Origin of the sequence: Bradyrhizobium sp. LA6.1, from assembly GCF_040547805.1 — a bacterium.
Taxonomy (GTDB): Bacteria; Pseudomonadota; Alphaproteobacteria; order Rhizobiales; family Xanthobacteraceae; genus Bradyrhizobium; species Bradyrhizobium barranii.
Window position 1 is genome coordinate 153,406 of record NZ_JBEPQK010000012.1, and the last position, 13,995, is coordinate 167,400.

General features: G+C 63.4%; 14 protein-coding genes and 1 other RNA gene. 6 read left to right on the forward strand and 9 right to left on the reverse strand.

What is annotated here, in order from left to right; translation table 11 throughout:
* Window positions 1-128 precede the first annotated feature (128 nt).
* A complete protein-coding gene (locus ABIB99_RS27140) occupies window positions 129-875 on the forward strand; it encodes an outer membrane protein (protein ID WP_354178288.1) in 747 nt (248 codons plus the stop codon).
* Window positions 876-962: 87 nt separating this feature from the next.
* Here the strand turns inward: ABIB99_RS27140 and ABIB99_RS27145 are convergent, their stop codons facing one another.
* The 9 genes from ABIB99_RS27145 to ssrA all read right to left on the reverse strand — a co-directional run bounded on the left by ABIB99_RS27145 (window position 963) and on the right by ssrA (window position 9,241).
* Window positions 963-1,175: a hypothetical protein gene (locus tag ABIB99_RS27145; protein ID WP_354178290.1), complete on the reverse strand. Its 213-nt coding sequence runs from the start codon at window positions 1,173-1,175 to the stop codon at window positions 963-965.
* A 103-nt stretch (window positions 1,176-1,278) separates the two neighbouring features.
* Window positions 1,279-3,261, reverse strand: a complete 1,983-nt coding sequence (locus ABIB99_RS27150) for a hypothetical protein (protein WP_354178292.1) — start codon at window positions 3,259-3,261, stop codon at window positions 1,279-1,281.
* A gap of 432 nt (window positions 3,262-3,693) precedes the next feature.
* Window positions 3,694-5,565 (reverse strand): ferrous iron transporter B, encoded by a 1,872-nt coding sequence (gene feoB, locus ABIB99_RS27155; protein WP_354178294.1) that lies wholly within the window; start codon window positions 5,563-5,565, stop codon window positions 3,694-3,696.
* 23 nt (window positions 5,566-5,588) lie between these two features.
* Window positions 5,589-5,864 (reverse strand): FeoA family protein, encoded by a 276-nt coding sequence (locus ABIB99_RS27160; protein WP_014493043.1) that lies wholly within the window; start codon window positions 5,862-5,864, stop codon window positions 5,589-5,591.
* Between the two features lie 116 nt (window positions 5,865-5,980).
* Window positions 5,981-6,235 carry a ribbon-helix-helix domain-containing protein gene (locus ABIB99_RS27165; protein WP_014493044.1) on the reverse strand — a complete coding sequence of 85 codons (255 nt, stop codon included), beginning with the start codon at window positions 6,233-6,235 and terminating at the stop codon, window positions 5,981-5,983.
* Window positions 6,232-6,420, reverse strand: coding sequence for a DUF4169 family protein (locus ABIB99_RS27170; RefSeq protein ID WP_354178297.1), 189 nt, complete (start codon window positions 6,418-6,420; stop codon window positions 6,232-6,234). The genes ABIB99_RS27165 and ABIB99_RS27170 overlap by 4 nt, the downstream gene beginning before the upstream one ends.
* Before the next feature lie 278 nt (window positions 6,421-6,698).
* The gene (gene fumC / locus ABIB99_RS27175) at window positions 6,699-8,147 is read right to left on the reverse strand and encodes a class II fumarate hydratase (RefSeq protein WP_028156440.1); all 1,449 of its coding nucleotides are present in this window, start codon (window positions 8,145-8,147) and stop codon (window positions 6,699-6,701) included.
* Window positions 8,148-8,236: 89 nt separating this feature from the next.
* Window positions 8,237-8,755: an SspB family protein gene (locus tag ABIB99_RS27180; RefSeq protein WP_063981612.1), complete on the reverse strand. Its 519-nt coding sequence runs from the start codon at window positions 8,753-8,755 to the stop codon at window positions 8,237-8,239.
* A 120-nt stretch (window positions 8,756-8,875) separates the two neighbouring features.
* Window positions 8,876-9,241, reverse strand: a transfer-messenger RNA (tmRNA) gene (gene ssrA, locus ABIB99_RS27185).
* Window positions 9,242-9,337: 96 nt separating this feature from the next.
* On the opposite strand from ssrA, the gene ABIB99_RS27190 reads away from it, so the two are divergent.
* The 5 genes from ABIB99_RS27190 to ABIB99_RS27210 all read left to right on the forward strand — a co-directional run bounded on the left by ABIB99_RS27190 (window position 9,338) and on the right by ABIB99_RS27210 (window position 13,964).
* Window positions 9,338-9,943 (forward strand): chromate transporter, encoded by a 606-nt coding sequence (locus tag ABIB99_RS27190; RefSeq protein ID WP_063981613.1) that lies wholly within the window; start codon window positions 9,338-9,340, stop codon window positions 9,941-9,943.
* Window positions 9,940-10,470, forward strand: a complete 531-nt coding sequence (locus ABIB99_RS27195) for a chromate transporter (protein ID WP_063981614.1) — start codon at window positions 9,940-9,942, stop codon at window positions 10,468-10,470. The genes ABIB99_RS27190 and ABIB99_RS27195 overlap by 4 nt, the downstream gene beginning before the upstream one ends.
* 94 nt (window positions 10,471-10,564) lie before the next feature.
* Entirely contained in the window at window positions 10,565-11,326 is a 762-nt protein-coding gene (locus tag ABIB99_RS27200; protein WP_063981615.1) for a tripartite tricarboxylate transporter TctB family protein, read from the forward strand.
* 7 nt (window positions 11,327-11,333) lie between these two features.
* Entirely contained in the window at window positions 11,334-12,848 is a 1,515-nt protein-coding gene (locus tag ABIB99_RS27205) for a tripartite tricarboxylate transporter permease (RefSeq protein WP_028147708.1), read from the forward strand.
* Between the two features lie 135 nt (window positions 12,849-12,983).
* On the forward strand, window positions 12,984-13,964 hold the full coding sequence (locus tag ABIB99_RS27210; RefSeq protein ID WP_063981616.1) for a tripartite tricarboxylate transporter substrate binding protein BugD: 981 nt from the start codon (window positions 12,984-12,986) through the stop codon (window positions 13,962-13,964).
* Window positions 13,965-13,995: the final 31 nt, after the last annotated feature.

Below are 13,995 nucleotides of genomic sequence, written 5' to 3' on the forward strand. Positions count from 1 at the left end.
TTGCCATTTTGATACGAGCCCAAAATCCCCTCGCGCGTAAACTTCAGGATGTTCGCAAGCTTTATGCACGCCAGCCTGCATTAGGGCTCGCTTCTGACGAAAGAAATTTGAGCAAAGGGGACGAAACGATGAAAAAGCTTTCGATCGCGGCGATCGGCTTCGCGGCGCTGAGCATGGCGGCTCCGGCCATGGCGGCCGATATGGCCGTCAAGGCGCCGCCGCCGGCACCGGTGATGGCGGTTTACAATTGGACCGGATTTTACATCGGCGCCAACGGAGGCTGGGGACAGAGCCACGGTTGCGTCGATTTGATAACGCCCGCAGGCAACGTCGCAAGTGGTTGCGCCGATCGCTCCGGAGGCCTCGTCGGTGGACAGATCGGGTATCGCTGGCAGACCAATCAGTTCGTGCTCGGCCTGGAAGCCCAGGGTGATTGGGCCGAGATCAAGAACACGCGCGTCAGTTTGATCGATCCGTTGATCTCGACCACGGGCAAGACCGATGCGATCGGGCTGTTCACGGCTCAGCTCGGTTGGGCATGGAACGCCTCACTGCTCTACGTGAAGGGCGGCGCCGCCGTGACGCGCAATCGCTTTGATATCTTCAACAATGTCACCGGCGTCGGCCTCGCCTCGGCGGGTCACACGCGCTGGGGCGGTGCTCTGGGTGTCGGCTGGGAGTATGGCTTCACCCCGAACTGGACGGTCGGTGTCGAATACGACCACCTCTGGATGGGGCGTGACAACACCTCCTTCGCAGGCGTGGTCACACCCGGTGGGTTCACCCTCACCGGCAGCGGAGTCACCCAGGATATCGACATGGTCACGGTTCGCGTGAACTATCGCTTCGGCGGTTACGGCGCGCCGCGCTATTGATCCAAAGTCCTCCCAGTGAACTCAGGCCCCGGCATCGACCGGGGCCTTTTTCATGGGGAGCGAAAGCAAACGCGCGGATGTCCGGCATCAATTCCTGCGGTCGAGCGCGGAGAGCTGCTTCGTGTCGAGCAGGACGACGTGACGCTGGTTGTTGTCGATGAAGCCGAAGATGCCGAGCTTGTTCGAAACCGGAGGCGGCCTCGCGCCGCCTCCATTTGATTTGTTGATTTGGTTCGGACCGAACGCGTCCACTCTTGTGGTGGCGCAGTCGAGATGGCAATCCCGGGAGGATGCCATCATGCTCCTGTTTTGCCCGACGGCGCAACCGTTACGCCGTAGTCCGGATGGAGCGCAGCGCAATCCGGGCCCAGTGATACGTTGCGCAAGAATCCCGGACCTCGCTTCACTCCATCCGGGCTACGTCCATTTCCTTGGAAGCATTAATGGTTTCACTGCATCCATCGGTCGTTATCCCGGCAGCATGTGCGGCGTCCCGCATCACCGCATCCCGGTTCTTTGCTCTCCGCTCGCGATCGTCTCGAACCATCTGAACAGGTCCGGTCGATTGGCCCTCAGCCCATTCGGGGTCGCCGATGTAAAGCGTAAACGCTTCCGGAAAGAATTCGTCTGCCGGCTTCGAGGCTGCATACCAGGTCACCGGCTTGATCTTTTTTGCTTTGACGAGTGCCTGGAAGGAATCCTTCAGACCCGGCGTCGCCGCTACGACATGACCGAGTTCGTGCGCAAAAGTCACGAATGTTTCGCCCGCGATCTCGGGCTGGCCGCCGACACCGGATCCTCCGATGAAAAGCGCGTCAGAGTTCATGTTCGAGGAATCGAAGACGATGACCATCCGGTCGTTACCGCGCAGAAGCGCCAGTCCTGCCTCCAATCGGTTGTTGATCGCGAATTTGGTTGCGGTGACGCCAATCAGTTCGACTGCGATTTTCTGGCGGGCGATTCGCAGCCCCTTGAATTTCGCTGCGAGTTGATCGCTCATCCGCTCCAAGGTGACCTCAAGCATTTGCAGCTCGTTCGGCGTGAATTCCTGCAAGCCCGTGAGCTGTTGCGCGCTGTATTGGAACAGCCGGGCGAGCTGGCTTTGTGCCTCCGAGGCGGCGAGTATTTCAATTCCATAGTTCTCCCTAAACCAGGCCGGCGTGCCGCCCCTCGTCTGGATTTCGGCGGTGACACTGTTCTCCAACTCGGCAACGGTCGTCCCTCGCGGCTTCACGCCGGGGTATCGCTTTTTCAGCCACGCCATCAATGCGGCAGCGTCGCCTGAATTGGCGCTGAAACCGTTCACCCGGCGCAATTCACCAGGACGTTCGAGTGTCGAACCCTTCCGGTCTTCGCCGATCCGCTGGATGCTGACGCTGTTGTTTGGCCCGAACCGGATGGTCAGCAGGACCCGCTTTTCGACGTTTGGAATGGGAACGATGGCATCGATTTCTGCGTCGCGTGTCCCGTTGCCGAAGTACTGCAAGATCACAAATTTGGCTGGAAGCTGCTCCTCGGCAGCAAGTCCGGCCAGTCCCGTGATGTCGCCGAGCCTACTCTGTTCCGCGGCTTGATTCTGCGCTTTTTCAATCTGCAAGTCCGCAAAATCCCTGGCGTCGTACCACGCTGGCACGCCCGCACTCACGGGTGCCGTGTCGCTGAGGAACGTGATACGCAACGTCAGGATAGGGCCCGAAGGGACCTTCGTTCCCGCGACGAGGAAGCTGGCCTGGCGACCGGCGGCACCTTCAGCGGGGCCGGTCGTCAGAACCTGATCGAAACCCGGATTGGGGCTGGCGGCAATCCAGGCCAAAATGCTCCTCAGCTCGCCGGGATGCCCGGCCCAGTAACTGACGATGTTGTTGTTCTGGGGAAAGCCTGCGTATGCGTAGGTCGACGGCAGCCGCGGAATTGCTCCAGCCGCGGTTGCCACGGCCGGTTTGGCGCTGAGCCCTTCCGCGATGAACCGGGTTTCAACCCTGTCCTTATCGCGGGCGCTCATTCGCGGGATGAAGACGATCTGATATGCGAGGTCGGTCGATCGTGGTTTCGCCGGCCGCTTGGGAATGATCGCAACGATCTTTGTTTCGGCGTTGACGGTCTCAGGCTTGACTTGCCAGACCGTTGCAAGCACGGCGTCACGTTCCTCTGCGTTGGCTTGCACGCGGGGATCGAAGCCCATTTCGAAGGCTTCCCCGATCTTTTGCTCCCAGTAACTCGCGCCAGCCCAACGGCGCAGCTCCCTGCTGTCGAAAGGCGCACCCTTGGTTTGATATGTGGTTTGCTCCTGCGAATAGGCGGCGCTGACGGCCGGCTCTGCGATCACATTGGCGGTGCCGATCAGTGTCGTGAACAGTCCAACAAAACTGCTCGCAAGCCGCTTCATTCGCATCGAGGAAAAGTCCCAACAGGTCTCCACGCGCGAGGCGCGAAAGAAGCCGCACCGGCAATGATTTGGGCGCGTCAACCCTGGCGCGACGACATCGATTGCGTTCAATTCACGTTAGATATGCTGCTGAAAGTTATATTTTATGTGACGATCCACCGAGCCCCAATGTCGGATGGTGCGACAATATGGTGATTTTCCGAAGTTGCCATCATGCTCCTGTTTTGCCCGACGGGTCAACCGGCAGTTCGTAGCCCGGATGGAGCGAAGCATAATCCGGGGGCCGGTGAAGCGTCGCGCAAGACCCCCGGATCTCGCTTCGGTCCATCCGGGCTATGGTCAGATGATTTCGCATATGCGTAACCCATTGATCTCACAGCTTCCGTCTACTGTGCATGGGGTTGTTTTCGCAATTTTAGTTTGGAGAGGGCGCTAGCCCGCGCCGAGTGCGACCGCGACGTTGTAGGTCAGAAGGCTCGCGGCATAAGCCAGCACCAGCATGTAGAAGAAGGTCACGGCCATCCAGGTCCAGCTTCCGGTCTCGCGCCGGATCACGGCGAGCGTGGATGCGCATTGCGGAGCGAAGATGTACCAGGCCAGCATCGACAGCGCGGTGGCGAGCGACCATTTCGTCGCCAGCACCTGGCCGATCTGCTCGGCCGCTTCCTTGCCGCCTTCGATCGCGTAGACGGTGCCGAGCGCTGCGACCGCGACCTCGCGCGCCGCCATGCCCGGGATCAGCGCGACCGCGATCTGCCAGTTGAAGCCGACGGGGGCGAGCAGCGGCTCGAGCGCCTTGCCGATGATCGCGGCGAGGCTGAAGTCGATCGCCGGCTCGGTGGCGCCAGCGGGCGGCTGCGGGAACGAGGCCAGAAACCAGATCAGCACCATCATCGAGAAGATCGTGGTGCCGGCGCGGTGCAGGAACATTTTCGCCCGCGTGTAGACGCCGATCGCGATCGATTTCAGCCGCGGCATCTTGTAGTCCGGCAGCTCCAGCATGAACGGCGCCGGCGCATAGTCGCGCAGCATGAAGAATTTGATCAGGAACGAGACGAACAGCGCGCTGGTGATGCCGGCGGCGTAGAGGCCGAACATCACGAGGCCCTGGAGGTTGATGAAGCCCCAGACGTCCCTGGCCGGAATGAAGGCAGAGATGATCAGCGTGTAGACGGGAATGCGCGCCGAGCAGGTCATCAGCGGCGCGATCAGGATCGTGGTCAGCCGGTCGCGCTTGTTGTCGATCACGCGCGTCGCCATGATGCCGGGAATGGCGCAGGCAAAGCTCGACAGCAGCGGAATGAAGGCGCGGCCGTGCAGGCCGGCGCCGCCCATGATGCGGTCCATCAGGAATGCGGCGCGCGCCATGTAGCCGAAGTCTTCCAGCAACAGGATGAACAGGAAGATGATGATGATCTGCGGCAGGAACACGATGACGCTGCCGACGCCTGATATCACGCCGTTCTGAAGGAAGCTCTGCAGCAGGCCGGCGGGCAGGGTGGCGTGCACGAATTCGCCGAGCGCGTCGAAGCCGTTGTTGAGCAGGTCCATCAGCGGCTGTGCCCAGGCGAACACCGCCTGGAACATCACGAACAGGATCGCCGCGAGCACGATCAGGCCGCCGACCGGATGCAGCACGACCGCATCGATCCGCGCGGTCCAGGTGTCGGGTCTAGCAGGCAGGCTGACGCAGTCGGCGATGATGCGGTCGGCCTCGCGCTGGGTGGCGCGCAGCTCGGCGACGCTGAGCGCGCTCCAGCTGTTCTCCCGCGGCTCCGCGGCGAGTTTCGCCGAGATCTCGTCGGTCAGCGCCAACAGGTCGGCCGTGCCGCTCTTGCGCACCGCGATCGAGGTGACCACGGGCACGCCGAGCTCCTTGGCGAGCCGCTCCACGTCGACGGTGATGCCGCGACGGCTCGCGATGTCGAACATGTTGAGCACGAGGATCATCGGCCGGCCGGTGCGCTTCAGCTCCAGCAGCAGGCGGATGGTCAGGCGCAGATTGGTCGAGTCGGCCACGCACAGCACGAGGTCGGGCACGGTTTCGCCGGACGCCTTGCCGAGCACGAAGTCGCGGGTGATCTCCTCGTCCGGGCTGCGGCCGCGCAGCGAGTAGGTGCCGGGCAGGTCGACCACCGAGACCTGGCGTCCCAGGGGCGTGACGAAGAAGCCCTCCTTGCGCTCGACGGTGACGCCGGGATAGTTCGCGACCTTCTGTCGGCTGCCGGTCAGCGCGTTGAACAGCGACGTCTTGCCGCTGTTCGGCGTGCCCACCAGGGCGAGATGCAGCAGAGGAGCTTCCATGGGATCAGATTTCCGGTCGCTATCTAGGCGACAATGATGGCCATGGCTTCACGACGGCGGACCGCGATCGTGATGTTGTCGACACGGACGGCGATCGGGTCGCGCCCAACCAGGCCCTCATGCAGGACCTCGACCCGGGCGCCCTCGACGAAGCCGAGTTCGATCAGGCGGCTCTCGAGCTCGATGTCCGAGAGCGCGGAGCCCGCATCTCCGGCGGAAAGGTGTTGGATGACGCCGATATAGCCGCGCTGGGCCAGGCCCAGCGGCATCCGCGAACGCGTGTCATTGGTGTCGGTCATGCCCTGTATTTTCAACGCAGGGCAGTGAGGTCAAGCGCGCGGGTCGGCTGAAACTGCACCTTAGAGTGATTTTAAAGTGCAGAACCGGGAGGCGCCGTTGGAGGGGCGCCCAACGCCTACTGGGCCGGGACCTTTTCCGGCTGGATGGCGGCCATGGCGCGGCTCTTGAAGTAGTCGAGGACGAACAGGCGGATCGCCGAGGACAGATTGCCCTGCTGGCGGTTGCCGTCGATCTCGCCGACCAGCTCGGACAGCGTCATGTTGCGCAGGCCCGAGATCTCCTTCATGCCGTTCCAGAACGCCTCTTCCAGGCTGACGCTGGTCTTGTGGCCGGCGACCACGATCGACCGTTTCACCACGGGCGACTTCATGACTGATCCTCGCGATCGATCTGATGCTGGTCCAGACGCGCCTTCGCCTTGTCCGCGCGCGTCTCCTCCGCCGACCGCTCCGCCTTCGTGCGGCCGAACTTCGCCCGGTTGACGTCCGCCTGCTTCGCCGTGGCTTCCCGCTCGGCGCGCTTCCTGAAACGATTCAGGTTGATGACGTTCCCCATGCCGCGTCTCCATCATCCGCTCCTCTTCTGGCAGGATGAAACATTCAGAAACTGGGTGCCGTGTTGCGCCCTATGAGACTTGATCGCCATTCGCTCGTCCTCGTCAATTGGCCCCTCGGGCCATCAAACGATGAATTAGCCCCGTCAAAGGGCAGAGAGGCCTGCGTAGCACGCCGCCTCGCCACAACATTGACGGTAATCAAATCCCGGCCCTTAGGCCTTATATTTATGAGCCCCAGGGCACCGTATCATTACGGATGACTATCGGAATTCGGAATTCATCCAGGCCGCGTCATTTTCTCCGGCTGCACCAGCCGGTCGAACTCGTCGGCCGAGACGAAGCCGAGCCGCAGCGCCTCCTCCTTCAGCGTGGTGCCGTTGGCATGCGCGGTCTTCGCCACCTTGGCGGCGTTGTCATAGCCGATCTTCGGGGCGAGCGCGGTCACCAGCATGAGCGAGCGCTGCATCAGCTCCCTGATGCGCTTTTCGTCGGCGCGGATGCCGCTGACGCAATGTTCGGTGAAGGAGCGCGCGGCGTCCGCCATCAGCCGGATCGAGTGCAGCATGTTGTAGGCGAGTACGGGCTTGTAGACGTTGAGCTCGAAATGGCCCTGGCTGCCGGCGACTGTGATCGCAGTGTGATTGCCGAACACCTGGCAGCACACCATCGTCATCGCCTCGCACTGCGTCGGGTTGACCTTGCCGGGCATGATCGAGGAGCCCGGCTCGTTCTCCGGCAGGATCAGCTCGCCGAGGCCCGAGCGCGGGCCCGATCCGAGCAGGCGGATGTCGTTGGCGATCTTGAACAGGCCTGTCGCGACGGAATTGATGGCGCCGTGCGCCAGCACATAGGCGTCGTTCGAGGCCAGCGCCTCGAATTTGTTGGCGGCGCTGGTGAAGGGCAGCTTCGTAATCCCAGTAACGTGCTTTGCGAACAGTCTTGCGAAGCGCGGCTTGGAGTTGAGGCCGGTGCCGACGGCGGTGCCGCCCTGGGCCAGCGGATAGAGGTCCTTCACCGCGACCTTGAGGCGGGCGATGCCGCTTTCGACCTGCGCGGCGTAGCCGGAAAATTCCTGGCCGAGCGTCAGCGGCGTGGCGTCCTGGGTGTGTGTCCGCCCGATCTTGACGATTTTTGCGAACTCCTTCTCCTTCTTGCGGAGCGCGCGCAGCAGCTCGCCGAGGGCAGGGACGAGATCGGCATTGATGCGGCTTGCGGCCGCGATGTGCATCGCGGTCGGGAACGAGTCGTTCGACGACTGGCTCATGTTGACGTGATCGTTGGGATGCACCGGCTTCTTGGCGCCGAGCTCGCCACCGAGCAGCTCATTGGCGCGGTTGGCGATGACCTCGTTGAGATTCATGTTGCTCTGCGTGCCCGAGCCGGTCTGCCACACGACAAGCGGGAAATGATCGTCCAGCTTGCCCTCGATCACCTCGCGCGCGGCGCGGATGATGGCGTTGGCCCGGCGCTGGTCGAGCAGGCCGAGCGCGAGGTTGGATTGTGCGGCGGCGAGCTTGACGATGCCGAGCGCATGCACGAGCTCGATCGGCATGCGGTCGATGCCGATGCGGAAATTCTGGCGCGAGCGTTCGGTCTGCGCCCCCCAATAGCGATCGGCGGGGACCTCGATGGGACCGAAACTGTCGGTCTCGGTGCGGCTGGCGGGGCGGGCAGTCTTCGAGCGAGCAGTCTTCGAGCGAGCAGTCTTGGCCATGAGCACATCCATTCTGCGGCACGGAATGCCGTGCAGCCTCTTCATGTGCTCTTCTATATCGGCAGTTTGGCCGGGCGCGACCGTTTCGCGCCCAACCTAGATCATTTCTTGCGGAAACGATCGAGCCGCACCACCTCGGCGCCGCCCTGGTTCGGGGCGGTCGGCTCCTCGGCACTTTCGGCCGGCTCACTGGCAGGCGCGGGCACTGCGACGGCCGACGGCGCGGGAGCGGCCGGCAATGTCTCGGATGAGACCTCGGCGACATCGGAGGTGTCGAACTGGAGGCCGAACTTCACGGACGGATCGAGGAAGCTCTTGATCGCGCTGAACGGCACGATCAGCCGCTCCGGAATGCCGCCGAAGGACAGGCCGACCTCGAAACGGTCCTCGAGCACGGTCAGATCCCAGAACTGGTGCTGGAGGATGATCGTCATCTCTTCCGGGTATTGCGCCAGGAGCCGCGACGACAGCTTCACGCCCTCGGCCTTCGACACGAAGGTGATGAAGAAATGGTGCTCGCCCGGCAGTCCATGGGACGCGGCATCGGTCAGCACCTTCCGCAGCACGCCGCGCAGCGCGTCGCGGGCCAGCACATCGTATCGGATATGATCGGTCGCCATGGTGGTCCTGTTGCATTCCAGGAGTTGGGCCCTGCCGGCCCGACTCGCCAAGCCGCAATAGTACCGCGCCTGACGGGTCAGCAGGAGTCCCCGCCGGGAAGGAAATAAAAATAAGAGGTAAGTGGAGGCTTCTGTTGCCAGGTGCCTCCGAACCCCGCCTAACGGAGCTTAACCCGTTAGGACTTTAAGATGGTCTTTCAAACTGCGTTACGCAGCCTGAGCAACCGGAGCAAAGTTGTCGTTGGCAACTATTGCAGTAGCCCGATAACGGCGGAACAATACCGGGAAAAAGCACGCCCTTTACGCCCTCGTCGATCCTATTTCGCCCCCGCCAAAACCCGCTCTGGGTGAGCCCGCTGGTGGGCTTTGGTGGAGGCGCCGGGTACCGCCCCCGGGTCCGAATGGTTTATTGCGACGACCGTTTATTTCCATAGCCGGCGAACCGGCACCCCCAATATAGGGGGCAAAGGTTTCAAATGACAGGTGTTTCGAGCGGCGATCCCACGGTTCCCTTTGGATAGGTTCCGGCCGGGCCTCGGTATGATCTTGGCCCTGGGACGGCCAGCGTTCTAAGCTCCTGACATGTCCACGGATTCAGCACCGGCCGCCCAAGAGCCGGACCATCCAGCCGCCCACGCTCCTCCGCCCGGCCTCGTCGCGCTGTTCCTGGCCTTCGCCCGGATGTCGCTGGCCGGCTTCGGCGGGGTCCTGGTGTTTGCCCGCCACGCCATCGTCGATCAGCACCGCTGGATGACGGCGGACGAGTTCAACGAGACCTTTGCGCTCTGCCATTTCCTGCCCGGGCCCAACATCGTCAACCTGTCGATGGTGTTCGGGTCGCGGCTGCGCGGCATCGCCGGCGGCGTTGCCGCCTTTACCGGGCTGTTGCTGCCGCCGACGGTGATCATGACCGTGCTTGCGATCATCTACGCCCGGTTCGGCGATGTGGAGGTGCTGCGCCGGATCCTCGCGGGCATCTCCTGCGCGGCGGTCGGGCTGCTGATCGCGGTGGTCTTTCGCATGATGATGCCCCTGCTCAAGCGGATGGACGTCGTCGTGCTCATTCTCATGCTCGGCGTGTTCGTTGCGATCGGCGTGCTTCGCCTGCCGCTCCAGGCGGTGCTGCTGGTCGCGATTCCAATCAGTATCGGCGTCACATATTGGGTGCGGCGGAAGGTAGCAGCATGAACAGCGAAAACCCGATCTGGGCGCTGATCTCCACCTTTGGTCTAATGTCGCTGTTCGCAGTCGGCGGCGCTGCGGCGGCGGTACCGGAGATGCACCGCATCGCGGTCGACGTGCATCACTGGATGACCGAGAAGCAGTTCGCCGACGCCTATGCGATCGCACAGCTCTCGCCAGGTCCGAACGTGCTTATCGTCACGTTAATCGGCTATGCCGTCGCCGGCATCCCCGGCGCGCTGGCGGCGACGCTGGCGATGTGCCTGCCAACGGCGCTGCTTGCCTATTATGTCAGCCGTCTGCTGAGCCGGCCCAGCCAATCCCGCTGGCCCGCCTTGATTCAGACTGCACTGGTTCCGCTATCGATTGGATTGATGGCAGCCAGCGCCCTGATCCTGGCCCAGTCGACCGATCGCACCTTTGCTGCGCTGCTTCTGACCGCGGCGGTTGCAGTGCTCGCGTCCGTCTCGCGCATCAATCCACTCTGGCTTCTGCTCGCCGGAGGCCTGATTGGTTTTGCTGGCATTGTGTAATGAAAATCGCTAGGCAGTGATCCGGGCGGGGGATCCTTTTCCAGCCGATTAGAACAACAGTGCTCGTGACTTAGGAGTCGCGGAGGAGACAAGCATGGCCGACACGATGGGCCACTCGGCGACTGCCACCCGAAACACCTCGGTGGCGATCGGCTTCTGCCTGCTGGCGATCGCGCCGCAGATTTTCGAATTCATCTGGTCGATCGGGACGATCTTCGGCTGGGGTGCCGGGCGCGGCCCACTGCAGGTCGTAACCGGCCATGCGACGGCGCTGCTCGCCGGCGCGCCCAGTGCAATATTCGGATCGTTCGGTGCCGGCACCAAGAAGGCATCATCCGATGTGCTGCTGGCCCTGATCTATTCCTATCCACTGTTTGCAGTGGCGATCCTCACGCTGTTCATGACGATCCGGTCGGCGCAGGATTATGTCGGCGGCGTCATCCTGATGGCGCTCGCCCTGTTCGCGCTGTGGGCGTCGAGCGATCTGCAGGGCATGCGCGGCTTCTCCTTCGGCGCCGGCACGGCACCGCGGATGTTCGGTGGATTGCTGGTGGCCTTGTCGGCCGGCATCGCCTTGACCGGCCTTCTGACCGATGGGCCGGCGATGGCCCATTATTCCTGGCGCGGGCCGCTGTTCGTGATGGTCGCGATCCTGTTTTTCGCGCTGGCGATCCGGCCGCTCGGCCTCGTGGTCACGGCCTTCGTGAGCTTCATGATTGCAGCGCTGGGCTCGCATGAGACGCGCTGGCTGGAGGCCGCCATCGTCGGCGCCTGCCTGACGCTCGGCTGCGCAATCCTGTTCCCGTACGTGCTCGGGTTGCCGATGCCGATGTTCCCGCGTTTCCTGGTTCAGTGAGGGTGTAATGGAGCTCTTTGCCAACCTCGCTCACGGTTTTGCCGTCGCGTTCTCTCCGATCAACCTGCTGATGTGCCTGATCGGCGCCCTCGTGGGCACGCTGGTCGGCGTGTTGCCGGGCATCGGCACCATCGCGACGGTCGCGATGCTGCTGCCGATCACTTTCGGCCTGCCGCCGGTCGGCGCGCTGATCATGCTCGCCGGCATCTATTACGGCGCCCAGTATGGCGGCTCGACCACGTCGATCCTGGTCAACATACCCGGTGAGGCGACCTCGGTCGTCACCGCCATCGACGGCCACCAGATGGCCAAGCAGGGCCGCGCCGGCCCGGCGCTGGCGATCGCCGCGATCGGCTCGTTCTTCGCCGGCTGCGTTGCGACCGTCTTGATCGCCGTCCTCGGCGCGCCGCTCACGAAGCTCGCGCTGGCGTTCGGTCCGGCCGAGTATTTCTCGCTGATGGTGCTCGGCCTGATCTTCGCGGTGGTGCTGGCCAAAGGCTCGGTGCTGAAGGCGATCGCGATGATCGTGTTCGGCCTGCTGCTCTCGATCGTCGGCTCGGACATCGAGACCGGCGCCTCGCGCATGGCCTTCAACATTCCGGAGCTCGCCGACGGCCTCGGCTTCGCGACGGTGGCGATGGGTGTATTCGGCTTCGCCGAGATCATCCGCAATCTCGACGCCGGCGCCGAGATGAATCGCGATCTCGTGCAGCAGAAGATCACCGGCCTGATGCCGACAAGGAAAGACCTGACCGACTCGGCGCCTGCGATCCTGCGCGGCACGGTGCTCGGCTCGATCCTCGGCATTCTGCCGGGCGGCGGCGCGGTCATCGCGTCGTTTGCCGCCTATACACTCGAGAAGAAGCTCGCCAAGAACCCGTCGCGGTTCGGCCGCGGCGCGATCGAGGGCGTGGCGGGGCCGGAAAGCGCCAACAACGCTGCGGCGCAGACATCGTTCATTCCGCTGCTGACGCTCGGCATCCCGCCGAACGCGGTGATGGCGTTGATGGTCGGCGCGATGACCATCCATGGCATCGTGCCGGGCCCGCAGGTCATGCAGAAGCAGCCGGATCTGGTCTGGGGCATGATCGCCTCGATGTGGATCGGCAATCTGATGCTGATCATCATCAACCTGCCGCTCGTCGGAATCTGGGTGCGGCTGCTGCGCGTGCCTTACCGGCTGATGTTCCCCTCGATCGTGATCTTCTGCGCGATCGGCATCTACTCGGTGAACAACGCACCGGTCGACGTCATCCTCGCGGGCGTCTTCGGTCTGGTCGGCTACTGGCTGATCAAGCACGATTTCGAGCCGGCGCCGCTGCTGCTCGGCATGGTGCTCGGACCGCTGATGGAAGAGAACCTGCGTCGTGCGCTGCTGATCTCGCGCGGCGACTGGAGCGTGTTCCTGACGCGTCCGTTGTCGGCGGTGCTGCTGGCGATCGCGGCGTTTCTGCTGATCCTCACGGTCCTGCCCGTGCTGCGCGCCAAGCGCGATGAGGTGTTCACCGAATCCGAGAACTGACCGCGCCTGCGTCGTCGCGGCGCCCTGCGTCCGCACGCCGCATTCGGAAGTCCAATCGACTTGTGTGACCGCTTCGTGAAATGAAAATGCCGGCCCTGTGGCCGGCATTTTTGTTTTACGTCCGAGGGGATCGAGATGACTTCCATTCGCGCGCTTGCGGGCGCATGTGCTGCGGCGTTCGCATCGTTGTGCGGCTTTGTCGCACCGGCGGAGGCGCAGACCTATCCGACGCGCAGCATCACCATGATCGTGCCGTTCGCGGCCGGCGGACCGACCGACGTGATTTCGCGCATCGTCACCGGGCACATGGCGCAGACGCTCGGACAGAGCATCATCATCGAGAACGTGGTCGGCGCCGGCGGCACCACCGCGACCACGCGCGCTGCGCGCGCGGCCAATGACGGCTATACGCTCATTACCGGGCATATGGGCACGCATGCCGCCTCCGTGCCGCTCTATCCGAAACTCGCCTACCACCCGGAAAAGGATTTTGAGCCGGTCGCGCTGCTCGCGGGCACGCCGATCCTGATCCTGGCGCGCAAGGACTTTCCGCCGAAAGACCTCAAGGAGTTCGTCGCCTACTTGAAAGCGAACGCCGAGAAGGTCAACGCCGCGCATGCCGGCGTCGGCTCGGTCTCGCACGTCTCCTGCGAGCTCCTGCACTCGATCCTCGACGTCAAGCCGGTCGGCGTGCCCTTCAACGGCACGGGCCCCGCGATGAATGCGCTGGTGGCCGGACAGGTCGATTACATGTGCGACCAGATCGTCAATGCGGTGCCGCAGATCAATGCCGGCACCATCAAGGCCTATGCGATCGCGACGGCCGAGCGCAATCCGTCGCTGCCGAACGTGCCGACGACGGCGGAGGCTGGCCTGCCTGCCTTCCAGGCCCAGGCCTGGAACGCGATGTTCGCGCCGAAGGGAACCTCGCCCGCGATCATCGCGAGCCTGAATGCCGCCGCCATCAAGGCGCTCGACGACGAGACGGTGAAGAAGCGCCTGCTCGAGCTCGGCAGCGTCATTCCGGGGCCCAAGGACCGGACGCCGGAGGCGCTGGCGACCCTCGTCAAGAACGAGATCGCGAAGTGGACCCCGGTGCTCAAGCCGGCAACTTAACGAGCACTTTCAAGCCGATAGGCGAGGGGCG

What these genes read in the sequence shown, in the direction of transcription:
- ABIB99_RS27140 (WP_354178288.1), top strand. Translation starts at nt 129, where the DNA reads ATGAAAAAGCTTTCGATCGCGGCGATCGGCTTCGCGGCGCTGAGCATG.
- ABIB99_RS27145 (WP_354178290.1), bottom strand. Translation starts at nt 1,175, where the DNA reads ATGATGGCATCCTCCCGGGATTGCCATCTCGACTGCGCCACCACAAGA.
- ABIB99_RS27150 (WP_354178292.1), bottom strand. Translation starts at nt 3,261, where the DNA reads ATGAAGCGGCTTGCGAGCAGTTTTGTTGGACTGTTCACGACACTGATC.
- feoB (WP_354178294.1), bottom strand. Translation starts at nt 5,565, where the DNA reads ATGGAAGCTCCTCTGCTGCATCTCGCCCTGGTGGGCACGCCGAACAGC.
- ABIB99_RS27160 (WP_014493043.1), bottom strand. Translation starts at nt 5,864, where the DNA reads ATGACCGACACCAATGACACGCGTTCGCGGATGCCGCTGGGCCTGGCC.
- ABIB99_RS27165 (WP_014493044.1), bottom strand. Translation starts at nt 6,235, where the DNA reads ATGAAGTCGCCCGTGGTGAAACGGTCGATCGTGGTCGCCGGCCACAAG.
- ABIB99_RS27170 (WP_354178297.1), bottom strand. Translation starts at nt 6,420, where the DNA reads ATGGGGAACGTCATCAACCTGAATCGTTTCAGGAAGCGCGCCGAGCGG.
- fumC (WP_028156440.1), bottom strand. Translation starts at nt 8,147, where the DNA reads ATGGATGTGCTCATGGCCAAGACTGCTCGCTCGAAGACTGCTCGCTCG.
- ABIB99_RS27180 (WP_063981612.1), bottom strand. Translation starts at nt 8,755, where the DNA reads ATGGCGACCGATCATATCCGATACGATGTGCTGGCCCGCGACGCGCTG.
- ABIB99_RS27190 (WP_063981613.1), top strand. Translation starts at nt 9,338, where the DNA reads ATGTCCACGGATTCAGCACCGGCCGCCCAAGAGCCGGACCATCCAGCC.
- ABIB99_RS27195 (WP_063981614.1), top strand. Translation starts at nt 9,940, where the DNA reads ATGAACAGCGAAAACCCGATCTGGGCGCTGATCTCCACCTTTGGTCTA.
- ABIB99_RS27200 (WP_063981615.1), top strand. Translation starts at nt 10,565, where the DNA reads ATGGCCGACACGATGGGCCACTCGGCGACTGCCACCCGAAACACCTCG.
- ABIB99_RS27205 (WP_028147708.1), top strand. Translation starts at nt 11,334, where the DNA reads ATGGAGCTCTTTGCCAACCTCGCTCACGGTTTTGCCGTCGCGTTCTCT.
- ABIB99_RS27210 (WP_063981616.1), top strand. Translation starts at nt 12,984, where the DNA reads ATGACTTCCATTCGCGCGCTTGCGGGCGCATGTGCTGCGGCGTTCGCA.